The 26,321-nt window shown below is 68.1% G+C and carries 22 protein-coding genes and 1 pseudogene; 16 read left to right on the top strand and 7 right to left on the bottom strand.

Annotated elements, in window-relative coordinates:
* Window positions 1–76: 76 nt before the first annotated feature.
* Entirely contained in the window at window positions 77–802 is a 726-nt protein-coding gene (locus tag CLV01_RS04380) for an OmpA family protein (protein WP_034389754.1), read from the bottom strand.
* A 146-nt stretch (window positions 803–948) separates the two neighbouring features.
* On the bottom strand, window positions 949–1,119 hold the full coding sequence (locus CLV01_RS29045; protein WP_016449371.1) for a hypothetical protein: 171 nt from the start codon (window positions 1,117–1,119) through the stop codon (window positions 949–951).
* On the opposite strand from CLV01_RS29045, the gene mltA reads away from it, so the two are divergent.
* Window positions 1,118–2,302 carry a murein transglycosylase A gene (mltA, locus tag CLV01_RS04375; RefSeq protein WP_034389752.1) on the top strand — a complete coding sequence of 395 codons (1,185 nt, stop codon included), beginning with the start codon at window positions 1,118–1,120 and terminating at the stop codon, window positions 2,300–2,302. The two genes, CLV01_RS29045 and mltA, sit on opposite strands and share 2 nt — an antisense overlap.
* Window positions 2,303–2,523: 221 nt before the next feature.
* On the opposite strand, the gene CLV01_RS04370 is transcribed toward mltA, so the two are convergent.
* On the bottom strand, window positions 2,524–4,284 hold the full coding sequence (locus CLV01_RS04370) for an MFS transporter (protein ID WP_043796510.1): 1,761 nt from the start codon (window positions 4,282–4,284) through the stop codon (window positions 2,524–2,526).
* Window positions 4,285–4,444: 160 nt separating this feature from the next.
* Complete coding sequence (locus CLV01_RS04365; RefSeq protein ID WP_012202773.1) at window positions 4,445–4,948, bottom strand: Lrp/AsnC family transcriptional regulator; 504 nt, start codon at window positions 4,946–4,948, stop codon at window positions 4,445–4,447.
* 188 nt (window positions 4,949–5,136) lie between these two features.
* Between CLV01_RS04365 and CLV01_RS04360 the strand changes: the two genes are divergently transcribed.
* The 5 genes from CLV01_RS04360 (at window position 5,137) to CLV01_RS04340 (ending at window position 14,796) form a co-directional block, all read left to right on the top strand.
* Window positions 5,137–8,718, top strand: coding sequence for an indolepyruvate ferredoxin oxidoreductase family protein (locus CLV01_RS04360; RefSeq protein WP_063327529.1), 3,582 nt, complete (start codon window positions 5,137–5,139; stop codon window positions 8,716–8,718).
* Between the two features lie 331 nt (window positions 8,719–9,049).
* Window positions 9,050–9,385 carry a preprotein translocase subunit YajC gene (gene yajC / locus CLV01_RS04355; protein ID WP_012202771.1) on the top strand — a complete coding sequence of 112 codons (336 nt, stop codon included), beginning with the start codon at window positions 9,050–9,052 and terminating at the stop codon, window positions 9,383–9,385.
* A gap of 91 nt (window positions 9,386–9,476) precedes the next feature.
* Window positions 9,477–11,399, top strand: coding sequence for a protein translocase subunit SecD (gene secD, locus CLV01_RS04350; protein WP_043825337.1), 1,923 nt, complete (start codon window positions 9,477–9,479; stop codon window positions 11,397–11,399).
* Between the two features lie 13 nt (window positions 11,400–11,412).
* The gene (gene secF, locus CLV01_RS04345; RefSeq protein WP_012202769.1) at window positions 11,413–12,363 is read left to right on the top strand and encodes a protein translocase subunit SecF; all 951 of its coding nucleotides are present in this window, start codon (window positions 11,413–11,415) and stop codon (window positions 12,361–12,363) included.
* A 39-nt stretch (window positions 12,364–12,402) separates the two neighbouring features.
* Window positions 12,403–14,796, top strand: a complete 2,394-nt coding sequence (locus CLV01_RS04340) for a DUF1631 family protein (RefSeq protein WP_099734906.1) — start codon at window positions 12,403–12,405, stop codon at window positions 14,794–14,796.
* Between the two features lie 73 nt (window positions 14,797–14,869).
* Here the strand turns inward: CLV01_RS04340 and dprA are convergent, their stop codons facing one another.
* On the bottom strand, window positions 14,870–16,087 hold the full coding sequence (gene dprA / locus CLV01_RS04335) for a DNA-processing protein DprA (RefSeq protein ID WP_099734907.1): 1,218 nt from the start codon (window positions 16,085–16,087) through the stop codon (window positions 14,870–14,872).
* Between the two features lie 25 nt (window positions 16,088–16,112).
* Window positions 16,113–17,318, bottom strand: a complete 1,206-nt coding sequence (locus tag CLV01_RS04330) for a LysM peptidoglycan-binding domain-containing protein (RefSeq protein ID WP_012202766.1) — start codon at window positions 17,316–17,318, stop codon at window positions 16,113–16,115.
* A 199-nt stretch (window positions 17,319–17,517) separates the two neighbouring features.
* Between CLV01_RS04330 and def the strand changes: the two genes are divergently transcribed.
* The 8 genes and pseudogenes from def to CLV01_RS04290 all read left to right on the top strand — a co-directional run bounded on the left by def (window position 17,518) and on the right by CLV01_RS04290 (window position 23,411).
* Entirely contained in the window at window positions 17,518–18,030 is a 513-nt protein-coding gene (gene def / locus CLV01_RS04325; RefSeq protein ID WP_012202765.1) for a peptide deformylase, read from the top strand.
* Window positions 18,027–18,566 carry a hypothetical protein gene (locus CLV01_RS04320; RefSeq protein WP_063327534.1) on the top strand — a complete coding sequence of 180 codons (540 nt, stop codon included), beginning with the start codon at window positions 18,027–18,029 and terminating at the stop codon, window positions 18,564–18,566. The genes def and CLV01_RS04320 overlap by 4 nt, the downstream gene beginning before the upstream one ends.
* A 35-nt stretch (window positions 18,567–18,601) precedes the next feature.
* Window positions 18,602–19,585, top strand: a complete 984-nt coding sequence (fmt, locus tag CLV01_RS04315; RefSeq protein WP_065347710.1) for a methionyl-tRNA formyltransferase — start codon at window positions 18,602–18,604, stop codon at window positions 19,583–19,585.
* Window positions 19,582–20,445: an AzlC family ABC transporter permease gene (locus tag CLV01_RS04310; protein ID WP_088165778.1), complete on the top strand. Its 864-nt coding sequence runs from the start codon at window positions 19,582–19,584 to the stop codon at window positions 20,443–20,445. The genes fmt and CLV01_RS04310 overlap by 4 nt, the downstream gene beginning before the upstream one ends.
* Window positions 20,445–20,779, top strand: a pseudogene (locus CLV01_RS04305) (AzlD domain-containing protein). Before CLV01_RS04310 ends, CLV01_RS04305 begins: the two are co-directional and overlap by 1 nt.
* 183 nt (window positions 20,780–20,962) lie before the next feature.
* On the top strand, window positions 20,963–22,156 hold the full coding sequence (locus tag CLV01_RS04300) for a phosphoglycerate kinase (protein ID WP_043783159.1): 1,194 nt from the start codon (window positions 20,963–20,965) through the stop codon (window positions 22,154–22,156).
* Window positions 22,157–22,275: 119 nt separating this feature from the next.
* Window positions 22,276–22,815, top strand: a complete 540-nt coding sequence (locus tag CLV01_RS04295; RefSeq protein WP_012202759.1) for a hypothetical protein — start codon at window positions 22,276–22,278, stop codon at window positions 22,813–22,815.
* Window positions 22,812–23,411, top strand: a complete 600-nt coding sequence (locus CLV01_RS04290; protein ID WP_012202758.1) for a FlgO family outer membrane protein — start codon at window positions 22,812–22,814, stop codon at window positions 23,409–23,411. Before CLV01_RS04295 ends, CLV01_RS04290 begins: the two co-directional genes overlap by 4 nt.
* A gap of 74 nt (window positions 23,412–23,485) precedes the next feature.
* Here the strand turns inward: CLV01_RS04290 and CLV01_RS04285 are convergent, their stop codons facing one another.
* Entirely contained in the window at window positions 23,486–24,367 is an 882-nt protein-coding gene (locus CLV01_RS04285; protein WP_034389732.1) for a DMT family transporter, read from the bottom strand.
* Window positions 24,368–24,455: 88 nt separating this feature from the next.
* Between CLV01_RS04285 and pyrF the strand changes: the two genes are divergently transcribed.
* A complete protein-coding gene (gene pyrF, locus CLV01_RS04280; protein ID WP_012202756.1) occupies window positions 24,456–25,283 on the top strand; it encodes an orotidine-5'-phosphate decarboxylase in 828 nt (275 codons plus the stop codon).
* A 20-nt stretch (window positions 25,284–25,303) separates the two neighbouring features.
* The gene (locus CLV01_RS04275; RefSeq protein ID WP_047328043.1) at window positions 25,304–26,209 is read left to right on the top strand and encodes a LysR family transcriptional regulator; all 906 of its coding nucleotides are present in this window, start codon (window positions 25,304–25,306) and stop codon (window positions 26,207–26,209) included.
* The last annotated feature ends 112 nt before the right edge of the window (window positions 26,210–26,321 follow it).

The raw sequence follows: 26,321 nt of genomic DNA, 5'->3' as shown, positions 1-26,321 counted from the left end.
CATAGGGCAAGGCAGGTGGCCGCACACGCAAAAACGCCCCGCGTTGCGGGGCGTTGCATCCGGGCCAGAGCCGGGATCAGCGGGGCTGCTGGTACTGGGGCTGGTATTGCGGCTGCTGGTATTGCGGCTGCTGTTGATACTGGGGCTGCTGCTGTTGCTGCGGGATCTCGCCCACGAAGATTTCCACGCGGCGGTTCATGGCGCGGCCGCTGGCCGAGTCGTTGGAAGCCACGGGCTGGTGCGAGCCACGGCCTTCGGTGGCGATGCGAGCGCCCGAGACGCCGCGCATGGTCAGGTAGTTGCGCGTGCTGTTGGCGCGGTCCAGCGACAGCGGGTTGTTGATGGCGTCCGAGCCGGTGCTGTCGGTGTGGCCGATGATGCGCACCTCGGCATTGGGGTTGTTGCGCAGGCCTTCGGCGAAGCGGTCCAGGATGGGGGCGAAGTTGCCCTTGATGTCGGAACGGTTGGTATCGAACGAGATGTCGCTGGGAATGTCGAGCTTGAGCTGGTTGTCGGCCGTCTGGCTCACGTTCACGCCCGTGCCCTGGGTGGCCTGCTCCATCTCGCGCTTTTGCTTTTCCATGTTCTGCGACCAGATGTAGGTGCCCAGTGCACCCACGCCGGCACCGATCACGGCGCCCGTGCCGGCCCTGCCGCCGGTGACCGCGCCCAGCACGGCGCCGGCTGCAGCGCCCACGCCAGCGCCCGTGGCCGTGCGGCGCTGGGTGTCGCTCATGTTCGCGCAGCCGGAGATGAACAGTGCGGCAGCCGTTGCGGCGGCCAGAACGATGTGCTTGCGCATGGGAAACTCCTTTTTGAATCTTGGGAACGCACCGTGCGGTAGCGCCAGGGTCCCCATTGTGGAAAGCAGGCTGAGCACAGCCTATCAGTGCGGGCAGGGCATACCCGTAGGACGGCGCCCGCTCCGCGAGGCTGCTTTCGGGTCCGTCACGGGCCGCTGCGATCCTGCCCGGGAGAGGGTTTGTCTGGAGACGGATGCGAATCCCGTGGCGTGTCCACGGGCAACTCGCCCTTGCGGCGCCCGGAGAACATGGTCCACCACACAATAGCGACCAGAATCACCAAGGCCAGCAGTGCTTCGAGCAAAATCAACCCCATGAATTTCCACCTCCTGCGCCATGCCGCGATGGCGCTGATTGTAGGGACGCTGGTCGCCTGCACGACCACCACCAAGCCGGTCTATGACCCTTCGCCCGTGCCCGACCTGCAGCCGGGAGGCCCGGTCACCGTGACACCCAGGCCCCCGCTGGTCACCAGCACCCCCACCAAGAGCCGCTGGATCGCAGCCGACTGGAGCGAATTGCCCGGCCTGCAGGAAGACGCGCTGCACGAAGCCTGGAATGCCTGGCTCAAGAACTGCGAACGGCCCAGCTCGGTCTTCGCGGGCCTGTGCAGGGACGTGCGCCAGCTGAGCATTGCCACGGGCGACGAGCAGCGCGCTTGGCTCATGGCCAATCTGCAGCCCTACCGCATCGAAGCGCTGGGCGGTGGCCCAGACGGCATGCTGACCGCCTACTACGAGCCACTGTTCGAGGCACGGCGCCTGCCGGGCGACGGCTTCAACGTGCCGCTGTACAAGACGCCGGCCGGCGCCGGCTTCGGCAGCCGCAAGCCCTGGTTCTCGCGCCAGCAGATCGAGACGATGCCCGAGGCCCAGGCGGCCCTGGCAGGCCGCGCCATCGCCTGGCTGCGCGACCCCGTCGATGCGATGGTGCTGCACATCCAGGGCTCGGGGCGCCTGAACATCACCGAGCCCACAGGCGCGCAACGCACGATCCGCGTCGCCTTTGCGGGCACCAATGACCAGCCCTACAAGAGCGTGGGCCGCTGGCTGCTGGACCAGGGACTGGTGCGCGACGCCACCTGGCCCGGCATCAGCGCCTGGGTGGCCGCCAACCCCGGCCGCGTCAATGAAATGCTGTGGAGCAACCCGCGCTATGTCTTCTTCCGCGAGGAGCCGCTGGAAGGCCTGGACCTGCAATTCGGCCCCAAGGGCGCCCAGGGCGTGGCCCTGACGCCAGGCCGCTCCATCGCCGTGGACAAGCAGAGCATTCCCTACGGCACGCCGGTCTGGCTGTCCACATCCGGGCCCACCGTGGCCCTGAACCGCCTGGTCTTTGCCCAGGACACGGGCAGCGCCATCGTCGGCGCCGTGCGTGCCGACTACTTCATGGGCTGGGGTCCCGAAGCCGGCGACCTGGCCGGCCGCATCAAGCAGAACCTGCGCCTGTGGGCCTTCTGGCCGCGGAGCCTTGCCAGCCAGGCACCGCACTTGAGGTAACCCCCTGAGCGGCTACGCCGCTTCCCGCTTTGGGGTGCGCCGGTTTTATCCTTTGCGCCAAGGCTCGCCCCGCATGGCACAAGACCAGCGCAGACACACCTCTATCCACTGTCCCTCGCTCTGGCGCGGCCCAACGCCAGGGGCGCCGAGCAAGAGCCGCCTCGCGGTGGGGGCGCCTAGCCGAGGGCGCCGTCCCCCTCAGGGGGAAGGCGCGCAGCGCCTCAGGGGGTATCAAAATACCTCGTGACGCGCGGCGGTTCCTTGCCCTTGTGATAGGCCAGCTTGCGGTCGCGCAGGGCCACGTCGGCGGCAGTGACGCGGTCGAAGCGGCGCAGGTGCTCGGTCCAGGACTCGTCGATGATCTGCTCCACGTAGCGCTCGGGGTGGCTCATGCTGTGCAGCAGGCTCCAGCCCAGCGCGCCCTGGCGCATGCGGCTGCGGCGGCTTTCCTGCATGAGGGCGCGGAAGGCCTCGGCCTGGGTGGGGTCGATCTGGTACTCGATGGTGACGACCACGCGGCCGGCTTCGGGGATGTTGACCTCGGGGCGCTGGAAGGCCTTGGAGGGACTCAAATCCTCCTCGATCTGGCGGTCGCGCACCAGGCGCTGGACCAGCAGCATGCAGACCACGCCGCTGGCGGCGGCCACCATGAGGCTGCCCCGCACGCCCACCATGCTGGCCACCTGTCCCCAGAGCGCGGCGCCTGTCGCCGTACCGCCCATGATGGACATCTGGTAGATGGACATGCCGCGCGCCCGCACCCAGTTGGGCAAGGCCATCTGGGCCGAGACGCCCAGCACGTTGGCGGTGGAGATCAGCGCCATGCCGGCCAGCATCATGGCCGGCACGGCCATGTAGACATTGGGCGACAGGGCCACGGCCAGCGTGGCCAGCGCATGCACGGCAGAGCCCGACCGGATCAGGCTTTCCTTGGACATGGCCTGGCGCAGGCGCGGCAGGAACATGGCGCCCACGATGGCGCCCGCACCCATGGAGGCCAGCAGCAGCGTGAAGGTCTCGGCGCCGCCCCCGCCCTCGGTGGGGCCGTGCAGGCGCTGGGCCACCAGGGGCAGCAAGGCCATCACCGCCGTGCACTGCAGGAAGAAACACACCGTGCGCGCCAGCACCGCATGCATGCGGGGCGACTCGCGCACGAACTGCAGGCCCACGCGCATGGCCGAGGGCAGGCGCTCGCGGCCCAGCGGGTTGGCCACATGGCGGCGCTTCCAGCGGATCAGCACGATGCCCGAGAGGATGGACAGCACGGCGTTCAGCACGAACACCCATGCGCTGCCCAGGCTGGCGATGATGGCGCCGGCCACCAGCGGGCCGATGATGCGCGATGCGTTCATGGCCACGGCATTGAGCGCCATGGCCGAAGGCAGGTGGTGCTTGGGCACGAGTTCGGGGATCAGCGCCGAGAACACGGGCCAGCGCATGGCCAGGCCGATGCCGTTGGCAAAGGTCAGCACCAGCAGCCAGTGCGCCGTCATCTGGCCGGACAGCACGAACAGGCACAGCACCAGGGCCACGGCCGCCACCCAGAACTGGGTGACGATGAAGTAGCGGCGCCGGTCCAGGATGTCGGCCAGCGCGCCGCTGGGCAGGCCCAGCAGGAAGACGGGCAGCGTGGAGGCCGATTGCACCAGGGCCACGAGCACGGGCGAGGTGGTCAGCGAGGTCATGAGCCAGGCCGCCGCCACATCGTTCATCCACATGCAGGTGTTGGCCGCCATCCAGATCAGCCACAGCATGCGGAAGGTGGGGCCGGACAGCGGCGCCCAGACGCCCTGCTGGGCCTGGGCCGCCTTCTGGCCTTCGGCCTCGGCAGCCGCCTTGTCGGCGGCCGTCATGCCTGACGGGTCTTCGATCAGGGTGCCCGGCGCCCCCATGCCCGAAGGCTCGGCCGGAGGCTGGGTGGAAGGCTCGGATTCAGAGGCAGGCGGCTGGGCGGGGACTGGTGTTGTTTGTTCTGCGGCCATGTGCCCCTGATTCTCGGCCCAAACGTGGGGTGGCGCCAGAAATGGTTGTTGCACTAAGAACCACGATCACCGCCTTGCACGGCAGGCGTTTTTTGCTCCTTTTGCAGGAGCACACTGTCGCTTCGGCGCGACCTTCACAGGCCAGTACGCCGGCCTGCGGCTACTGGTCCGGCAGGCCCTTGCCCGCCATGGGCCCCAGCTGGGACAGGGGCAGCGCATGGCTGGACTTGATCTCGCCCAGCGAGAAACTGGTCTGCATGTCCTTCACATTGGGCAGGTTCAGCAGCGTGTTGCGCGCGAACTGCGCAAAGCTGTCCAGGTCGCGCGCCACCACCTGCAGCTCGAAGGTGCCGGTGCCGCTGATGTAGTGGCAGGTCACGACCTCGGGCAGCTTGCGGATGGCGTCCTCCATCTCCAGCGTCAGCGTGCCGGCCGTGCGCACGGCATCGAGCCGCACGAAGGCCAGCACGCCCAGGCCGATCTTGTGGCGGTCGATGTCGGCGTGGTAGCCGCGGATGAAGCCCGCCTCCTCCAGCGCCCGCACACGGCGCCAGCAGGGCGCGGCCGACAGGCCCACGCGCTGGGCCAGCTCGGCATTGGTCAGGCGTGCGTCGGCCTGCAGGTGGCCGAGGATGGCAATATCGAATTTGTCCAAAGTTTGCACAAAACACCGTTTTCAAGAAAGATTCTTGCCAAGAATACTTGAAACAGCGCAAAGAAAGCAAAGACCTATCAGACGAGCACGAATACACTGAAAAAAGGCGATTTGGTTCAGACAACGAGTGCCGTGCATGCCTCTTTCCCGTTCCGGGCAGGACATGACAGGGCGCCGACCATCGATGGAGACAAGCCATGAATGCCCCACTGCCCGAAGACGTGCGCCGCGCCCTGGAGACGGTCACTCTCGACGACAAATACGCTCTGCAGCACGGCCGTGCGTTCATGAGCGGAGTACAGGCCCTTGTGCGCCTGCCCATGCTGCAGCGCCAGCGCGACGCTGCAGCGGGCCTGAACACCGCAGGCTTCATCAGCGGCTACCGGGGCTCCCCGCTGGGCGGCTATGACCAGGCGCTATGGGCCGCGAAAAAGCACCTCGAATCCAACAACATCGTCTTCCAGCCCGGCGTCAATGAAGAGCTGGGCGCCACGGCCGTCTGGGGCACGCAGCAGCTGGATCTCTATCCCGAGACCAAGAAGTTCGACGGCGTCTTCGGCCTGTGGTACGGCAAGGGCCCGGGCGTGGACCGCTGCTCCGACGTGTTCAAGCACGCCAACATGGCGGGCACGGCCAGGCACGGCGGCGTGATCGCGCTGGCCGGTGACGACCACATCAGCAAGAGCAGCACGGCCGCCCACCAGAGCGACCACATCTTCAAGGCCTGCGGCACGCCGGTGTTCTTTCCCAGCAATGTGCAGGACATCCTGGACATGGGGCTGCACGCCTTTGCCATGAGCCGCTTCTCCGGCCTGTGGTCGGGCATGAAGACCATCCAGGAGGTGGTGGAGTCCTCGGCCAGCGTGTCGGTGGAGCCGGACCGCGTGAACATCATCCTGCCCGAGGACTTCCAGATGCCGCCCGGCGGCCTGCACATCCGCTGGCCCGATGCGCCGCTGGAGCAGGAGCAGCGGCTGATGAACTACAAGTGGTATGCGGCCCTGGCCTATGTGCGCGCCAACCGGCTCAACCACAACGTGATCGACGGTCCCAACGACCGCTTCGGCCTGATCGCCAGCGGCAAGGCCTACAACGACATGCGCCAGGCCCTGGCCGACCTGGGCCTGGACGACGACACCTGCCGCCAGCTGGGCATACGCGTGCACAAGGTCAACGTGGTCTGGCCGCTGGAGGCCACCATCACGCGCGACTTCGCGCGCGGCCTGCAGGAGATCCTGGTGGTGGAGGAAAAGCGCCAGGTCATCGAATACCAGATCAAGGAAGAGCTGTACAACTGGCGCTCCGACGTGCGGCCCAACGTGGTCGGCAAGTTCAGCGATGAGCACGGCGGCGAATGGTCGGTGCCCAATCCCAGCCAGGACTGGCTGCTGCGCCCCAATGCGGACCTGACGCCGGCCCTCATCGCGCGCGCCATCGTCCAGCGCCTGACCAAGATCGGCGTGCCCGAACACATCGCCCAGCGCATGCACGAGCGCATTGCCGTGCTGGACGCCCGCGAGGCCGCGCTCAAGGCCGCCCAGAGCCAGCCCACGGGCGACCGCGTGCCATGGTTTTGCAGCGGCTGCCCGCACAACACCAGCACCCGCGTGCCCGAGGGCAGCCGCGCCGTGGCCGGCATCGGCTGCCACTACATGACGGTGTGGATGGACCGCTCCACCAGCACCTTCACGCAGATGGGTGGCGAGGGCGTGACCTGGGTGGGCCAGGCGCCCTTCACCAAGGACGCGCATGTCTTCGCCAACCTGGGCGACGGCACCTACTTCCACAGCGGCCTGCTGGCGATACGCCAGAGCATCGCGGCCGGCGTGAACATCACCTACAAGCTGCTGTACAACGACGCCGTGGCCATGACGGGCGGCCAGCGCGTGGGCGAGCGGCCCGAGGGCCACTCGGTGCTGCAGATCATGAACAGCCTCAAGTCCGAGGGCGTGGCCAAACTGGTCATCGTCACCGACGAACCCGCCAAGTACGACGGCGTGCCGCTGGCCGAGGGCGTGACCGTGCACCACCGCGACGAGCTGGACCGCATCCAGCGCGAGTTCCGCACCCTCAAGGGTTGCACGGCCATCATCTACGACCAGACCTGCGCCACCGAAAAGCGCCGGCGCCGCAAACGCGGCACGCTGGCCACGCCCGACAAGACCGTGGTCATCAATGAATTGGTCTGCGAGGGCTGCGGCGACTGCTCGGTGCAGTCCAACTGCCTGTCGGTCGAGCCGGTGGAGACCGAGTTCGGCCGCAAGCGCCGCATCAACCAGAACACCTGCAACAAGGACTACTCCTGCGTGAAGGGCTTTTGCCCCAGCTTCGTCACCATCGAAGGCGGCCAGCTCAAGAAGCCCAAGAAGGAGAAGAAGGGCGACCTGTCCATGCTGCCCGCCATCCCGGAGCCCGTGCTGCCGGTGGCCGAGCAGGCCTGGGGCATCGTCGTGGCCGGCGTCGGCGGCACGGGCGTGATCACCATCGGCTCGCTGCTGGGCATGGCGGCCCACCTGGAGGGCAAGGGCGTGATCACCCAGGACGCGGCCGGCCTGGCGCAAAAGGGCGGCTCCACCTGGAGCCACATCCAGATCGCCAACCGTCCCGAGGCCATCTACACCACCAAGGTGGACATGGCCAAGGCCGACCTGGTGATCGGCTGCGACCCCATCGTCACAGCCACGCCGACCACCATGTCCGTGATGCAGCCGGGCCGCACCTTCGTGGCGCTCAACAGCCACGGCTCGCCCACGGCAGCCTTCGTCACCAACCCTGACTGGCAGGCGCCGGACGACCGCTGCGCCAGCGCCCTGGCCCAGGCCGTGGGCCCCGAGCTGCTGGGCAGCTTCGACGCCGAGCAGGTGGCCGTGCAGCTGCTGGGCGACAGCATCTACACCAACCCGCTGATCCTGGGCTACGCCTGGCAAAAGGGCCGCGTGCCGCTGTCGCATGCGGCGCTGATGCGCGCCATCGAACTCAACGGCGTGCAGGCCGACAACAACAAGGCCGCCTTCGAGTGGGGCCGCCGCTGCGCCCATGACCTGGCCGCCGTGCGCGCCCTGTTCCAGACGGCCCAGGTGATCCAGTTCGTCAAGAAGCCCTCGCTGACCGAGATGGTGGCCAAGCGCGTGGACTTCCTCACGGGCTACCAGAACGCCGCCTATGCAGCCGAGTACCAGGCCTTCGTGGACAAGATCCATGCCGCCGAGCGCGGCGTGGCGGGCTCCGGCACGCGCCTGTCGGAGGCCGTGGCCCGCTATCTGTTCAAACTCATGGCCTACAAGGATGAGTACGAGGTCGCGCGCCTGCACACCGATGCGGCCTTCAGCCAGCGCATCGCCGGCATGTTCGAGGGCGACTACCGCGTGGTCCACCACCTGGCGCCGCCGTCGTCGGCCGGCAAGGACGAGCACGGCCATCTGGTCAAGAAGTCCTACGGTCCCTGGATGCGCAAGGCCATGGAAGTGCTGGCGAAGATGAAGGGCCTGCGCGGCACGGCGCTGGACCCCTTCGGCCGCACGCAGGAGCGCCGCACCGAGCGCGCCCTGATCCAGGAATACCGCCAGTGCATCGAAGGCCTGCTGGCCGAACTCACGCCCGAGCGCCTGGCGCTGGCCGTGGAGATCGCCAGCATTCCCGAGGACATCCGCGGCTACGGCCATGTGAAGGAGCGCAACCTGGCAGCGGCCCGCATCAAGTGGAAGGCGCTGATGGCACGCTGGAGCGCACCGTCACGGGGTGCGGGCAGCACGGGCAAGCCCGCCGTCGGCGTCGCCTGAAACCACACGGACCGCCCCGCTCCAGGGGCCTCCTGTAAGATCGCTGCCGCCGCCCGCACCGCAAGGTGTGGGCGGCGCGGTTCCGTCAGGGTCCGTTCCATGGACCGTCAAGCCGGGCGCAAAAATCACGAAAAACCGCGCTCCACCCCTTTAAAAACGGCAGATGGCAGCCAGTTGCAGCCATCGTCGCCGAAAAACCCGCAGCCGCCAGATCCTGGCAGCCCATGTGGGTCAGGGCTGACGCATACAATGCTCCGTTCTCCTGCGCGGGCCCGTGCATACGGCGTGCGCAGCGACCCTTTTTCGACCTTCCAATCCTGGAGTCTTGCCCGTGTTTATTTCTTCCGCTTTTGCCCAGACCGCACCCGCAGCAGCAGCCTCCGGTGGCGACTTCATGTCGCAGCTGTACGGCATGGCACCGCTGGCACTGATGTTCGTGGTGCTGTACTTCGTGATGATCCGCCCCCAGATGAAGCGCCAGAAGGAGCACCGCTCCATGATCGAGGCGCTGGCCAAGGGCGACGAAGTGGCAACGTCCGGCGGCATCATCGGCCGCGTGACACGCATGTCCGAGCAATTCCTGCACATCGAGATCGCCTCGGGTGTGGAAGTCCAGATCCAGCGCAGTGCCGTCGTACAGGTGCTGCCCAAGGACACGCTGAAGTAAGCGCTGTCCCTGTCTTGCGGGTGTGCGGACCGCGCAGGCGGCAGCACACCCTTTTGTGCGTTGCTGTCTACAAAGAGCGAAGAGCGCGATCATGAACCGATATCCGGTCTGGAAGTACGCGATCATCGTGATCGCGCTGCTGGTGGGGGTGCTCTACACCCTGCCCAATTTTTTCGGTGAGGCGCCTGCCGTGCAGGTCTCCTCGGCCAAGGCCACCATCAAGGTGGACAACGCGGTGCTGCACAGGGTCGAGGAGGCCCTGAAGGCTGCCGATGTCAAGCCCGATGTGCTGACCATCGAGGGCACCTCGGTGCGGGCGCGCTTCAACACGCCCGACGAACAGCTCAAGGCCAAGGACGTGATCCAGAAGGCCCTGATCCCCGATGCCAACGACCCGGCCTACATCGTGGCGCTGAACCTGGTGTCGCGCTCGCCGCAATGGCTCACGGCCGTCGGCGCCAAGCCCATGTACCTGGGCCTGGACCTTCGCGGTGGCGTGCACTTCATGCTGCAGGTGGACATGGCTGCGGCCCTGACCAAGAAGGCCGACTCCTTTGCCGGCGACCTGCGCACCTCGCTGCGCGACAAGAACATCCGCCACGGCGGCGTCTCGCGCAACGGCAACACCGTCGAGATCCGCGTGCGCGACGAGGCCATGCTCACGGCCGCACGCAATCTGGTCACCGACCAGTTCCCCGATCTGGCGGCCACCTCCGAGCCTGATGGCGCCGGCTTCAAGCTGCTGGCCTCCATCAAGCCCGAAGCCCTGCGCAAGGTGCAGGAGCAGGCGCTCAAGCAGAACATCGTCACCCTGCACAACCGTATCAACGAGCTGGGCGTGGCCGAGCCCGTGATCCAGCAGCAGGGTCTGGACCGCATCATCGTCCAGCTGCCCGGCGTGCAGGACACGGCCAAGGCCAAGGACATCCTGGGCCGCACGGCCACGCTGGAAGTGCGCCTGGTCGACGAATCCTCCGAGGCGCGCGGCGCCGAGCTGGGCTCGGGTCCCGTGCCCTTCGGCTCCGAGCGCTACCTGGACCGCAACGCCCAGGCCGTGATCGTGCAAAAGCAGGTCGTGCTGACCGGCGAGAACCTCACCGACGCACAGCCCGGCTTCGACAGCCAGACCCAGGAACCCACGGTCAACCTGGTGCTCGATGCCAAGGGCGCGCGCATCTTCAAGGACATCACGCGTGAGAACGTGGGCAAGCGCATGGCCATCATCCTGTTCGAAAAGGGCAAGGGCGAGGTCGTGACGGCTCCCGTGATCCGCACCGAGATCGGTGGCGGACGCGTGCAGATCTCGGGCCGCATGACCACGGCGGAAGCCAACGACACGGCCCTGCTGCTGCGTGCCGGCTCGCTGGCCGCGCCCATGGAGATCATCGAGGAATACACCATCGGCCCCAGCCTGGGCGCCGACAACATCAACCGCGGCATCCACTCCGTGGTCTGGGGCCTGGTGGCCATCGCGGCCTTCATGTGCGTGTACTACATGCTGTTCGGCGTGATCTCCACGGTGGCCCTGTCGGTCAACGTGCTGCTGCTGCTGGCCATCCTGTCCATGCTGCAGGCCACGCTGACCCTGCCCGGCATCGCCGCCATGGCGCTGGCGCTGGGCGTGGCCATCGACTCCAACGTGCTGATCAACGAGCGCATTCGCGAGGAGCTGCGCGGCGGCGTCTCGCCGCAGGCCGCCATCCATGCGGGCTACGAGAACGCATGGCACACCATCCTGGACTCGAACGTGACCACGCTGATCGCGGGCCTGGCGCTGCTGGCCTTCGGCTCCGGCCCGGTGCGCGGCTTCGCCGTGGTGCACTGCATCGGCATCCTGACCAGCATGTTCTCGGCCGTGTTCTTCTCGCGCGGTCTGGTCAACCTCTGGTACGGCCGCCGCAAGAAGCTCAAGAGCATCTCCATCGGCCAGGTCTGGAAGCCGGAAGACACCAGCCAGCTGCGCTCCGTGGCTGCCAAGGGTTCCAGCGTCGCCGATTCCGGCGCCAACAACTGAAAGGGGGAAGACCATGGAGTTCTTCCGCATCCGCAAAGACATCCCCTTCATGAAGTACGCGTTGGTCCTCAACGCGATCTCCTTCATCACCTTCGCGCTGGCCGTGTTCTTCCTGCTCACGCGCGGCCTGCACCTGTCCGTGGAATTCACGGGCGGCACCGTGATGGAGGTGGCCTATACCCAGACCGCCGACATCGCCAAGGTGCGCGATACCGTCTCCAAGCTGGGCTACAGCGACGTCACGGTGCAGAACTTCGGCACGTCGCGCGACGTGATGATCCGCCTGCCCGTGCAAAAGGACGTGTCCTCCGCGCAGCAAAGCGAGCAGGTGCTCACGGCGCTCAAGAAGGAAGACGCCGAAGTCACGCTGCGCCGCACCGAGTTCGTGGGCCCGCAGGTGGGTGACGAGCTCATGCACAACGGCCTGATGGCACTGGGCTTCGTGGTGCTGGGCATCGTGATCTACCTGGCCATGCGCTTCGAATGGAAGTTCGGCGTGGCCGCCGTGATCGCCAACCTGCACGACGTGGTCATCATCCTGGGCTTCTTCGCGTTCTTCCAGTGGGAGTTCTCGCTGTCCGTGCTGGCCGGCGTGCTGGCCGTGCTGGGCTACTCGGTCAACGAGTCGGTCGTGATCTTCGACCGTATCCGCGAAGCCTTCCGCAAGTTCCGCAAGCTCAGCACCACCGAGGTGATCGACCACGCCATCACCAGCACGATGAGCCGCACCATCATCACCCACGCCTCCACCGAGGCCATGGTGCTGTCCATGTTCTTCTTCGGCGGTCCCAGCCTGCATTACTTCGCGCTGGCTCTGACCATCGGCATCCTGTTCGGCATCTATTCCTCGGTCTTCGTGGCCGCCGCCATCGCCATGTGGCTGGGCGTCAAGCGCGAGGATCTGATCAAGGCGCCCAAGGCTTCCACGGACCCCAACGATCCCAACGCCGGCGCCACTGTGTAAGCGAATGTTCTAGCTCCAGACCGGCTTACACTCGCGGGCATGCCCTCCCTGCCCACCCCTTCCAACGCGCCTGCTGGCACCCAGTCTTCACTGGGCCAGCAGGCGCGTTTGCATTGGGTGCGTGGACTGTGCAAGGGCCTGCCCGGCGTGGCCCAGCAGCTGCTGGCCCAGATGGAACAACAGGCCCAGGCCGTGGGCACCGCACGTGAAATGCAGGAGCGTCGCGAGGCCTGGTCCAGCTACCGCCAGCACCAGGCGGCCTGGCTGAATGCCTGCATGCAGGCCCTGCAGGGCGCACTGCAGCCGGGCAGGGCCACACCGGCCTCCGTGCCACAGCGCGGGGCGCTGCAGTTCGAGCTGCTCAGCGACGATGTGGTGGAGAACAAGATCCTGGCCTCCCGCATGGCGCTGGCCATGGGGGAAACCACGGCACCCGTCTTCGATACGCTGCGCCTGCGCATGCAGGCCATCGAAAACCAGGAACTGCCATCCGACGACATTCTGCGCAGCGAGTCCGTGTGCCGCCATCTGGTCGAGCAATGGCTCGCCAGCGGCCTGCAGCGCGGCGATCTGCAGCGCGTGAACGATCTGCTGCAGACAGCCCTGGCACCGCTGCTGGTGGCCGGATACCAGGCGGCCCACCAGCTGCTGGACGGCCAGGGCGTCACCCGTTCGCAGGACGTGGCCATGCGGGTGCGGCGCACCGAGGGCGGCCACTCCACGCGCGCCATGGGCCTGGGCCCGGCCACGGCGCCTGTCTCGACCTCGCAGCCTTCCTCGGCCTATGCGCCCACGCAGATGGGCGGCGTGCCGGGCGCTGCCGCCTCCTATCCGCCCAACGGAGCACTGCCCCAGGGCCAGATGCCCGTGGGCCTGACAACACTTTCGCGTGCACGCCACCGCGCCCATGAAGTCGTGGGCCAACTGCGCCGCCTGCTCATGCAGCCGGGCGTGGGCGTGCCGGGCCTGGTGCCCGGCGTGGGCGGCGTGGGCGGTGGCCTGCAGCAGGCCCCCGCATCGGCCGCGCTGACCCAGGCCCTGCTGGAGCAGCGCGTCGTGGCCCAGACGCAGTACCAGCAGATGCTGGCCCGGGGACTGACCACGCTGCAAATCGATGCCAGCCCGGCCGCCATCGGCCAGTTGGTGGGCCAGGTGCGCGAGCGCTCGGCCGAGCTCAAGCGCAAGGCCACCACCTCGGGTGAAAAGGCCACCATCGAGATCGTGGCCCTGATGTTCCAGGCCATCCTGACCGAGGACCGCATCCCGCCCTCGGTGCGCGTCTGGTTTGCCCGGCTGCAGGTGCCCGTGCTGCGCGTGGCCCTGGCCGAGCCGGAGTTCTTCAGCAACCTGCGCCACCCGGCCCGGCTGCTGATCGACCGCCTGGGTTCGTGCGTGATGGGGTTCGACGCCTCCAGCATCAGCGGCAGCGCGCTGGAGTCGGAGATCCGGCGCATCGTCCAGGTCATCGAGCAGTACCCGGAGACCGGCCAGAAGGTCTTCGTGCTGGTGCTGCGCGAGTTCGAGGACTTCCTGGCGCGCTACCTGACCCAGTCGCAGGACAAGGCCAAGATCGTCAGCGTGGCCCAGCAGGTGGAGCAAAAGGAAACCCTGGCCATCCAGTACACGATCGAGCTGCGCCACCTGCTCACCGACATGCCGGTGCGCGAGGAGATCCGCGAGTTCCTGTTCAAGACCTGGACCGAGGTGCTGGCCCTGGCCGCCGTGCGCCACGGCGCCAAGGACGCGCGCACCATGCGCTTCAAGCAGGCTGCCAGCGAACTGGTCTGGGCCGCCAGCGCCAAGCCCACGCGCCAGGAACGCTCGCGCGTGATCCAGACGCTGCCGACGCTGCTGCAGACGCTGCGCGAAGGGCTGGCCCTGATCGGCGTCACGGGCGAGGGGCAGTCCGCACGCATCAAGCTGGTCACCGACACGCTGGCCGAAGCCTTCGTCTCCAAGACAGCGACCATCGCACCGGCCCGTATCGAGGCCATGGCCCAGCGGTTGTCCCATCTGGAGCAGTACATCAGCGAAGACGGCATGCTCGACGAGGACATGCCGCTGTCGCCCGAGAACATCGAGATGATCCTGGGCGTGGACACGGCCGGGCTCAACGTCATCCCGAGCACCAACACCCCCGTGGACCCGGTGATGCTGGAGTGGGCCACCTCGCTGGAGCCGGGCCGCTGGTTCACGCTGGACCACAACGGCGCGCGCATCCAGGTGCAATACACCTGGTGCAGCCGCCGCAAGCAGCTGCACCTGTTCGCCGCGCTCGATGGCACCTGCCACCTGCTGCAGCTGCGGCGCATGGCCTCCTACCTGCAGTCCGGCCTGCTGTCCGTGCATGACGAAGAGGCGCTCACCGTGCGCGCGACGCGCGATGCGCTGGAGAAGATTCAGGCGAACCCTGAAAGGCTCAGCTCCCCCTGAGGCGCTACGCGCCCCCACCGCGAGGCGGCTCTTGCTCGGCATCTCCCGCTTGGGGACGCGCCAGTTTTTGAGCTCAGGCGTGGGCCAGGCGCTGGAACAGGCCGCCGGGCAGGCGCTCCACGCGGCCGTCCAGTTCCAACTCCAGCAGGTGGGCCTGCAGGGCTGCGGCGTCCATGCCGGTGCGGTCCATGAGTTCGTCCAACGACAACGGGTCGTGGGCCAGGGCGCGCAGGGTGGCGTCGTTCTCATGGTCTTGTGCGGACTGAACAGCTGCCGCTGCCGCCGCTGCTGCCGGTACGGGCTTGGAAAGCGGCAGGCGCACGACCGTTCCCTGCAGCTCATCGAGCACGTCCTGCGCCGTTTCCACGAGCTTGGCGCCCTGGCGCAGCAGCGCATGGCAGCCGCGCGACTGGGGCGCGTGGATGGAGCCGGGGATGGCAAAGACCTCGCGGCCCTGTTCGCTGGCCAGTCTTGCGGTGATCAGCGAGCCCGATTGCAGGGCCGCCTCGACCACCAGCGTGCCCTGGGACAGGCCCGCAATGATGCGGTTGCGTTGCGGAAAGTGCGCGGCCATGGGGCCGGTGCCCAGCGGATACTCGCTGACGATCAGCCCATGGCTGGCCACTTCGCGGGCCAGGCCGATGTGGCGCCGTGGATAGACCTGGTCCAGGCCCGTGCCCACGACGGCAATGGTGACAGGCGCCGCCTGGGCGCCGGTGCGCAGCACCGCGCGCAGTGCGCCCTCATGGGCGGCGCCATCCACGCCCTGCGCCAGTCCGGAGACGATGCACAGGCCGGCCTCGGCCAGCGCCTGCGCCATGGCGCGCGCATTGGCCGCGCCCTGGACCGTCGGCCCGCGGCTGCCGACCATGGCCAGGGACTGTGGATAGGGGAACCAGGGACCAGAGCCTGTCATGCAGCGCTCGCTGCCCTGCACATGCAGCAGCAGCGGCGGATCTTCGGTCTGCAGCAGCGACTGCGGATACTGGGGATGGCCCAGCGCAAGCACGGCATGCAACTGCCCGGAAGCGGGCTGGTCCAGCCATTGCGCCGTGGCCGCCACAAGCTGCTCCAGGCGCTGGGGCACGGTCTGCAGCGAATGGGCCTGTGCCGCCGTCACCAAGCCGTGCCAGGCGGCTGGAGGGCCGCTCCAGATGTTCTGCGCGCCACCGCAGGCCGCCAGCAGGCGCCGCGCCGTGGTGCGGCCCACGCCGGGCGTCAGCAGCAGCCGAAGCCAGGCGGACAGCTCCTCGGGAGCGAGCCGGTCAGTGGACTGCAAGGCGGCCGCCATGGCGTTGCCGGCAGGCCGCTAGGGCTCAGGGAGCCGGCGAGGTCAGGCTGTCGCCCACCTCGACGCCGCGCCGTGCCTCCAGGATCAGCGCGTAGGAGACGCGGTCGAAGGTGCGGAACACCATGGCGTAACCATTGCGTTCGTCAGGCAGCTGCACTTCTTCCTTCTTGTCGCCCGTCTTGTCCACGATGCGCACGCCACGGCGGATCAGCTCCAGCACCGTGCCCACGTCCATGCCGTCCTGCGTGCCCTTGTTGATGGCAATGACCTGGTTGTTGGCCGCCCAGCGCACGGCCTGGTCGCCGTACAGGGACACCACATGGGCCTTCACGGCAGCCTGCGGCGCATGCGGCGCATAGTTCATGTAGGTTCGTTCCGGTGCGGGCAGCAGGCGGTCGCCAGCACGCATCTCGGTCTTGGCGCGCGACAGGTCCACCGTGGCGGGAGAGGCCTGCTCGTGCTTTTCGCCCTTGCTGTCCACGATCTCCAGCGAGGTCTCGCCCTCGATGAGATCGGCCAGGCCCAGGTACTTGGCCTCGTAGCCCAGCACCTCACCGGAGATGGGGTCCTTGAGCGCCACCGCATCGCGGAAGACACGGTACTGGCGCGGCAGGCCGTCGCCCTTGCGCAGCGGCGCCTCGGCCGTGCCGCGAGCATAGGCACGGTCACCGCTGGCCATGAGCACGCGCTCGTCCGTGGTGGCGATGAGGCGGGGTGCGCGCAGCAGCGTTTCGGCATCGACCACCAGCGGCTCGGCCAGGAAGGGCTCGATCAGATGGGGCTGCAGCGTGGGCAGGGCCGCCTGGGCCAGGGATTCGCTGCGCGTGCTCGGAGACACGCGCACCACGCCGGGCTCGCCACCGTCGCCCATGGGACGCGCCGTGCTCAGGCGGGCATAGCCATCACGCTTGTCCAGGTACAGCACCTGGCCCGGATAGATGAGGTGGGGATTGGCGATGGCCTGCATGTTCATGCCCCACAGCTCGGGCCAGCGCCAGGGACGGCGCAGGTACATGCCGGAGATGCCCCACAGCGTGTCGCCGCGCTTGACGGTATAGCTGTCGGGCGCATCGGGCGCCAGCTCGCCCACGGGAACGCCCTGCTGGGCCACCTGCTGGGCGGCCGAGCGCTGCGATGCCGTCACCGGAAGCTGCTGCGCGTGGGCCGCTGCGAACGCAGCGATCAGGGCCGTTGCGACAGTCCAGGTACGAGCTGTGGCGAATGCAGTCATGGAATTCCTCTTCTTGTGGCTGACGCAGCGTCCCTCCTAGGCACTGCGGCACGACCGATCTTGTCATGAACGGCCATACAGGTCTTACAAATCAGCAAAGATTCTGCGTGCAAGGCCATGAGAGGGCAACGCTTATTGCGTCGTCCCGCTGCGCCCAGGCAGAAAAGTGGCGAAAATAACGACATTCACCGACCACGCCATGTCCATTCTGCCCATTCTTTGCTATCCCGACCCCCGCCTGCACACCGTCGCCAAGCCGGTTGCCAAGGTCGATGACCGCATTCGCCAGCTGGTCCAGGATATGTACGCCACCATGTATGACGCCCAGGGCGTGGGCCTGGCAGCCACCCAGGTGAACGTGCATGAGCGCGTGGTCGTGGTCGATGTCTCCGAAGGCCGTGACGAGCCCTTTGCGCTGATCAACCCGGAGCTGCTCTGGGCCAGCGAGGAAACGCAGCTGGGCGAAGAAGGCTGCCTGTCGGTGCCCGGCATCTACGACGGCGTCGAGCGCTCCACCGCCATCAAGGTCAAGGCGCTGGACGAGAACGGCAACGAACGCATCATCGAGGCCGAAGGCTTCAAGGCCATCTGCATCCAGCACGAGATGGACCACCTGATGGGCAAGGTCTTCGTCGAGTACCTGTCGCCGCTCAAGCGCAACCGCATCAAGACCAAGCTGCTCAAGCAGCAGAAACAGGCAGAACGCGCATGACCCACCTGCCAGCGCTTCGCTTCATGCCGCGCTGGAAGATGGACGGCGCGGGCCTCGTTGCCTGGGCGCTGCTTGCCCTGGCCTTGTCCCTGCTGCTTGCCGGCTGCGCCGTGCCCGAGTGGCAAAAGCCCGGCACGCCGCGCTCCGAGATCGAGCGCTCCATGGGCCGCCCGACCCTGAGCCTGCCACTGGACGGCGGCGGCACGCGCCTGGTCTACAGCCGGCAGCCTGCGGGCCAGCAGGTCTACCACATGGATTTCGACGCCAGCCAGCGCCTGGTGCGCGTGGAGCAGGCGCTCACCATCGAACGCTTCCACGCCCTGCGCAATGGCGAGGACACCCGGGAAAGCGTGCGTCAGCTCTTCGGCCCGCCTGCGCTGATCGAGAGGGTCTACAGTTTCAACGGCGACATCTGGACCTACCGTATTCTGGAAAATGGCATTCGCCGCCAGGCCCATGTGCATATCGACCCCGCCGGCGTGGTGCGCCGCGTGATGTTCACCGACGAAGTGTTCAACGACGACGACCGTCGCTGAGCCGGCACACCGTCCCACTGTCCCTACTGGATTGCATGAGAGTCATTTTTGCCGGCACGCCCGAGTTCGCGCGCGTTGCCCTTGAACGCCTGCTCGCCGCGGGCTTTACCGTCCCCCTGGTGCTGACCCAGCCCGACCGTCCCGCCGGGCGCGGCATGAAGCTGCAGGCCTCGCCCGTCAAGCAGTGCGCGCTGGAGCACGGCATTGCCGTGGCCCAGCCGCGCAGCCTGCGCCTGGACGGCAAATACCCCGAAGAGGCCGCCGCCGCCCGCGCCGCCATCGAAGCGGCCCAGGCCGATGTCATGGTCGTGGCCGCCTACGGGCTGATCCTGCCGCAGTGGGTGCTCGATACGCCCCCGCGCGGCTGCCTGAACATCCACGCCAGCCTGCTGCCGCGCTGGCGCGGCGCCGCCCCCATCCACCGCGCCATCGAGGCCGGCGATGCCGAGACCGGCGTCACCATCATGCAGATGGATGCGGGCCTGGACACGGGCGACATGTGCCTCATCGAGCGCCTGCCCATCACCGCCGACGACACCACGGCCAGCCTGCACGACAAGCTGGCCGACCTGGGCGGGCGCCTCATCGTCGAGGCGCTGGAGATGAGCGCCTGCGGCGGCCTGCCGCGCACGCCCCAGCCCGCCGAGGGCGTGAACTACGCGCACAAGATCGAAAAGGCCGAAAGCCAGATCGACTGGCACCAGGATGCCGAGGCCATTGCCCGGCGCCTGCGCGCCTTCAACCCCTTCCCGGGCGGCGCCACGCAGTACGGCGATGAAGCCATCAAGGTCTGGGAGGCTCACGCCGACCCCGCCATCGCCGTGGCGACGGCAGCCCCCGGCACGGTGCTGTCCGCAGGCGCCGACGGCGTGCGCGTGGCCTGCGGCCATGGCGTGCTGTGCATGACGCTGCTGCAGCGCGCGGGCGGCAAGCGGCTGGCGGCGGGCGATTTCCTGCGCGGCTTCGATCTGCCTGAAGGAGCCGTTCTGGACGGTGCTGCCAGCGGCGGCACGCCATGAACCTGCAGCCCCTGGTGGAGCGCGCACGCGGCATTGCGCGCGATCCCGCCTTCATGACCGGCGTGCGCGACATGTCGGGCACGGCGCTGGGCATAGGCGCCTGGGGCCTGGTCACGGGCGTGGCCATGATCAAGAGCGGCATGTCCCTGCCCCTGGCGCTGTTCATGGGCCTTCTGGTCTATGCCGGCAGTGCCCAGCTGGCCGTGCTGCCGCTGATGGCCGTGGGCGCGCCCATGTGGGTGGTCTGGTTCACGGCCATCTGCGTGAACCTGCGCTTCGTCATCCTCAGCAGCATGTGGCGCAGCTACTTTGCCCACCTGCGCCTGCGCCACCGCCTGGCCATCGCCTATTTCAGCGGCGACGTGATCTTCGTGGGCTTCATGAAGCGCTACCCCGATGCCCGGCCCCAGCCCGAGCAGCTGCCCTATTTCTGGGGTGCCGCCTCGACCAACTGGCTGGCCTGGCAGATCCCGTCCACGCTGGGCATCCTGCTGGCCGACCAGGTGCCCCTGTCCTGGGGCCTGGGCTTTGCGGGCGTGCTGGCCCTGATGGGCGTGCTGCTGTCCATGCTCAACGACCGTGCCACCTGGGTGGCAGGCGTGGTTGCGGCCAGCGCGGCCGTGGCGGCCTTTGCGCTGCCGCTCAAGCTCAATATCCTCGTGGCCATCGCTGCAGCTGTGGCCGCAGGCCTGCTGGCAGAAACGCTGCAGCAGCGCCTGCGCGCCCTGCAGGCGCCTGAAAAAGGGGAGCCGGGCCCGGTGATTCTCCCGCCCGATACAGCCCATGGCGAGCGCCATGCCCGGCTGCCGCTGGACGAAGACGCCCGGCCCGTGGAAACCAAGGAAAAGGAAACGCTCTGATGGATCTGTCCTGGCTGTGGCCCTGGCTGGCCTGCGTGGGCCTGGCGGCCATCACGCTGTTCACACGCGCCTTCTTCCTGATTCCCGAGCGCGAGGTGCCCTTGCCGCAATGGCTCAAGCGCGGCCTCAAGTACGCGCCGCTGGCGGCCCTGGCGGCCGTGATTGCGCCCGAGATCGTGATGACCAACGGCCGGCTGATCTCCACCGTGGTCGATGCGCGCCTGCCGGCCCTGGCTTGCGCGGTCATGTATTTTTTTACAAGCGCAGCATCATGGGCACGATCGCGCTTGGCATGGCGGTCTATCTGCCACTGCATATCGGCCTGGGCTGGTAGGCGCAGCGTGGCCGAGAGCGCCCGGCTCCCCGGCTGAAACCGGATTACAGGCGGCTCCCGATGCCCCGGATCGCCGGTGCGCCCGCCCGCTGCCGGGGCGGGCACGCCGCCTACAATGGCCGCGCTTTACCTCTTTTTCGTTTCAATTCCATGGCGATCGCCACCGATCGCAACGCCGCCGTCATGAACATTCTCCGTTTCTCCGATCTGTGCGCCCAGGGCAAGGCCCAGGGCCAGCGCGTCTTCATCCGCGCCGACCTCAACGTGCCCCTGAACGATGCCGGCGAGATCACCGAGGACACGCGCGTGCGCGCCTCCGTGCCCGCCATCGAGATGGCGCTGAAGGCCGGCGCCGCCGTGATGGTGACCAGCCACCTGGGCCGCCCCACCGAAGGCGAGTTCAAGCCCGCCGATTCGCTGGCGCCCGTCGCCCGCCGCCTGGGCGAGCTGCTGGGCCGCGAAGTGCCGCTGGTCGCCGACTGGGTGGACGGCGTGCAGGTGGCGCCCGGCCAGGTCGTGCTGCTGGAGAACTGCCGCGTGAACGTGGGCGAGAAGAAGAACAAGGAAGAACTGGCCCGCAAGCTGGCCGCGCTGTGCGACATCTTCGTGCACGACGCCTTCGGCACCGCCCACCGTGCCGAGGGAACCACCTACGGCATCGCCCAGTTCGCGCCCATTGCCTGCGCGGGCCCCCTGCTGTCGGCCGAGATCGACGCCATCACCAAGGCCCTGGCCAACCCGCGCCGCCCGCTGGCCGCCATCGTGGCCGGCTCCAAGGTGTCGACCAAGCTGACCATCCTGCAGTCGCTGGCCAAGAACGTGGACCAGCTCATCGTGGGCGGCGGCATTGCCAACACCTTCATGCTGGCGGCGGGCCTGAACATCGGCAAGAGCCTGGCCGAGGCCGATCTGGTCGGCGAGGCCCGCGCCGTGATCGACGCCATGGCCGCACGCGGCGCCGAGGTGCCGATTCCCACCGACGTGGTGGTCTCCAAGACCTTTGCGGCCGACGCGCCCGCCACCGTCAAGAAGGCCACCGAAGTGGCTGACGACGACATGATCCTGGACATCGGCCCCGAGACCGCCGCCCGCCTGGCCGAGCAACTGCGCAAGGCCGGCACCATCGTCTGGAACGGCCCCATGGGCGTGTTCGAGTTCGACCAGTTCGCCAACGGCACCAAGGTCGTGGCCCAGGCGATTGCCGAGTCCGACGCCTTCAGCATCGCCGGTGGCGGCGACACCCTGGCCGCCATCGCCAAGTACGGCATCGAGGACAAGGTCGGCTACATCTCCACGGGCGGCGGTGCCTTCCTGGAGGTGCTGGAAGGCAAGACCCTGCCCGCCTTCGAGATCCTGCAAAAGCGCGCCAACGGCTGAGCACGGCAACATCCGGATACGGGGCACTTTCTTGTCAGTGCCTCGCGGCGAAGCCACAATCGACACTTTGCGCAGCTGCAGCAATCCGCCGCAGCGCGCTCCGCACCGAGGAGAAATCCATGCGATCGTTCAAATCCGCTGGCGGCCTGGCCCTGGCGGGCCTCTGCCTGGCCCTGGCGGGCTGCGTCAATGCACCGATGACCAGCTACTTCGAAGCCACGGCCCAGCCCAAGATCGGCGCTGCCGGCCACTGGGACTCCGTGGCCAACGATGTCGTCGCCAAGACGCTGGAGACACTGCAAAAGACCGGCATCGAGCGCACCACGCCGGTCCACGTGGCCCTGCCGGCCGAGCCCAGCCAGTTCGACAAGGGCTTTCGTGAGCTGATCATCACCAAGCTCGTGCAAAGCGGCGTGACCGTCATGCAGCAGCCGGCCCAGGCCCAGCTGCAGGTGAGCTATGGCGCCCAGGTCGTGCGCCACGGCAAGCGCCTGCCCAACCCCGAACTCGTGCTGACGACGACGGTGGTGCGCAACAACCAGTACCTGGCGCGCAAGACCGACGTCTACTACCTCGAAAAGAGCGACGCCGTGCTGTTCACGGCCGAGGACGAGCGCCCCGAATTCCCCGCCAAGAACCTGAAGGTGGTGGGCCAATGACGCTGCGCACGCCCCTCCTGCCTGCCGCGCTGGCTGCGGCGGCCCTGCTGTCCGCCTGCGCCGTGCCCGCTCCCGCAACCACGCCCGAATCGTCGGCCGCGCGCCGCGGCGAGCCCACCTACCAGTCGGCCGCAGCCAACCCCTTCATCGCCAGCAGCCGCGCTGCCGTGGACGAGCTGGTCAAGGGCCTGAACACCGAGGAACTGGGCGAGGCACCCGTGCTCGTGGCCACCGTGGTCAACGTCAACGACCTGACGCGCTCTGCCCCCCTGGGCCGCACGCTCAGCGAGCTATACGCCTCCCAGCTGTCCGCCAAGGGCTACAACGTCAAGGAGCTGAAGCTGCGCGGCGATGTGTACGTCAAGGAAGGCACGGGCGAGCTGCTGCTGTCACGCGAGATCAAGGACATCGCCCGCAACCACAATGCGGCCCTGGTCCTGGTGGGCACGTACTCGGCGGCTGCCAAGTACACCTATGTGAGCCTGAAGCTGGTTCGCACCGACGACAGCCGCATCGTACGCAGCCACGACTACGCGCTGCCCAACAACATCGACATCCAGCGCCTGCTGGGCGCCCCGGCCACGGCGCAACGCTGAGGCCCTGCAGCCTGCCTGCGCCCGTGTGCGCAGTCAGGCTGCGTCTTCTTCTCCCGACCTTCCCCTGCTTGCCCTCAGCGGCCGCGCGCCGGCCACAGCACCGAGGCGATGGCCACCACCATCAGCGCCACGGCCGTCCAGTCCTGCCAGTGCAGCACCTCGCCCAGCCACCAGGCGCCGCTGAACACGCCCAGCACGGGGATCATCATCACGCTCAGCGTGGACGCCACGGGCGGCAGGCTGCGCGCCAGGAAGAACCAGACCGTCTGGCCAAAGCCCAGCACCAGCACGCCGTTGAAGACGATGGCGCCCGTGGCCTGGGCGTCGGGCCAGTGCCACAGGTGGCGCTCGAAGACGAAGGCCAGCACCGTGAGCGTCAGCGCGGTCAGCGCCACCATCCACAGCGTCATCGTCAGCAGGGGCACGGGCACCTCGGCGCGGCGCAGCTTCTGCGTGCCGAAGGCCCAGCTCAGCGCGGCGGCCAGCATCAGGCCCACGCCGATGGGGCGGCTGCCCAGGGCACCGACCTCATGCCACAGCAGCAGGAGCACGCCCGCCAAGGCCGCCGCCACACCCGCCCAGGCACGCGGCGCCAGCCGGTCATGGAAGAACAGGCTGCCCAGCACGGCCGAGAAGATGGGCATGGTGTAGCCCAGGATGGCCGCCCGCCCGCTGGACAGCATGGGAATGGCAATGATGATCAGGCTGTTCCACAGCACCATGTTGAACAGCGTCAGCTGCGCCAGCCGGGGCCAATAGGCGCGCGGCACGGCCAGCGGCAGGCGGCGCCAGACCACGAAGGCCGCCAGGATGGGCAGACCCACCCACATCGAGGCCATGCGGAAACTCAGCGGCGGGAAATGCTGCACGCCCAGCTTCATCACCGGCCAGTTGATGCCCCAGATCAGGGTCAGCGCGATCAGCAAAAGGATTTGTCGGGCGGTGAAGGCAGGCATAGGCCGCCGATTGTGCCCGCGGGCCGCCAGGCCCGCTGGATGCCCGGCGACAGGCCCCGGGCAGGGCCGATCGCTAAAATCGCGCCCCATGACCTTTCTCGACATGCTGCGCAATGCCACCGCCCAGAACCAATCCATGCTGTGCGTGGGCCTGGACCCCGAACCCAGCCGCTTTCCTGCGGCCATGCGCGGCGATGCAAGCAAAATCTACGACTTCTGCGCCGCCATCGTCGACGCCACGGCCGACCTGGTGAACTCCTTCAAGCCCCAGATCGCCTACTTCGCGGCCCACCGCGCCGAAGACCAGCTGGAAAAGCTCATGGCCCACATGCGCGCCGTCGCCCCCCATGTGCCTATCATCCTGGACGCCAAGCGCGGCGACATCGGCTCCACGGCCGAGCAATACGCCAAGGAAGCCTTCGAGCGCTACGGTGCCGATGCCGTGACCCTGTCGCCCTTCATGGGCTTCGACTCCATCACGCCCTACCTGCAGTACGAGGGCAAGGGCGCCTTCCTGCTGTGCCGCACCTCCAACCCCGGCGGTGACGACCTGCAGGCCCAGCGCCTGGCCGACCTGCCGGGCCAGCCCCACCTGTTCGAGCATGTGGCGCGCCTGGCCCAGGGGCCCTGGAACACCAACGGCCAGCTCGGCCTGGTGGTGGGCGCCACGCGCCCGCAGGAAATCGAGCGCGTGCGTGAGTTCGCGCCCTCGCTGCCGCTGCTGATTCCCGGCGTGGGCGCCCAGGGGGGCGATGCCGTGGCCACGGTCAAGGCGGCGCGCATCGGCGGCGGCCCCATCATCATCAATTCCTCGCGTGCGGTGCTCTATGCATCGCAGGGCGACGACTTCGCTGCCGCCGCGCGCACCGCCGCCCAGGCCACGCGCCAGACGCTGCAAGACGCAGCCGCCGCCTGAGACGGCAGGGAAGCCCGGCCATGCAAGGCAAATGGCTGGAAGACTTCCTGCTGCTGGCCCAGGAGCGCAGCTTCACGCGCGCGGCCGAGCTGCGCCATGTCACCCATCCGGCCTTCGGGCGGCGCATCCGCGCGCTGGAGGCCTGGGCCGGCACGCCCCTGGTCGAGCCCGGCGGCGGCCCCGTGCGGCTGACGCCGGCCGGCGAAGCCTTCCGCGACACGGCCGAGCAACTGGTGCGCACGCTGGCCCAGTCGCACGATGAACTGCAGGCCGTGGCCGGGCGCCAGGCCCGCGTGATCACCCTGGCCACGGGGCGCACGCTGGCGCGCACCATCGTGGCCGACTGGCTGACGCGCCACGGCAGCGTGCTGCAGACGGCCGAGCTGCGCGTGGTCACACGCACGCTGGACGAGACCGTGGCCATGCTGCAGCGCGGCGAAGTCAGCTTCACGCTGGTCTACCACCACGCCGCCATTGGCGTGCGCCTGGACGGCCGCCAGTTCAGCTACCTGACGGTGATGCAGGACAGGCTGGTGCCCGTGGCCCGCGCCGATGCCCAGGGCCGCCCGCTGTACGAGCTGTCGGCCAGCCACCAGCCCGTCTCTCCCGTGCCCTACCTGGCCTTCTCCCACAGCATGGCCCTGGGCCGGCTGGTGGAAGACCACCTGGCCCGGCATCCTCTGGCGCCGCGCCTGCGCCGCTGCGTGGACTGCGACTCGGCCGACGCCCACTACGAATACGTGCTGCGCGGCCTGGGCCTGGCCTGGATGCCGTGGTCCATGGTGCGCGGCGACTGCCAGGCCGGCCGCCTGGCCGTGGCCGGCGACCCGGGCCTGGAAGTGCACTTCGACGTGCGCCTGTACCGTCCCAAGCGCCACCTGGGCCCCGCGGCCGAGCAGTTCTGGAGCGACATCACGGGCGCCTGACGGGTGCATGCATGCGCCCTCCTGGTGCAAACCCGCACCGTGCTGTGGAACAAGAGCGTTTTGGTGCTGCAATGGCTCCGCCTCGTGCCGAATCAGCACCAAATGCCTGGGT

Origin of the sequence: Delftia sp. 60 (genome assembly GCF_002754395.1) — a bacterium.
In the GTDB taxonomy this organism is placed as follows: Bacteria; Pseudomonadota; Gammaproteobacteria; order Burkholderiales; family Burkholderiaceae_C; genus Comamonas; species Comamonas acidovorans.
Note: the sequence above shows the minus strand (reverse complement) of the source record. Positions and strands in the feature narration are given on the sequence as shown.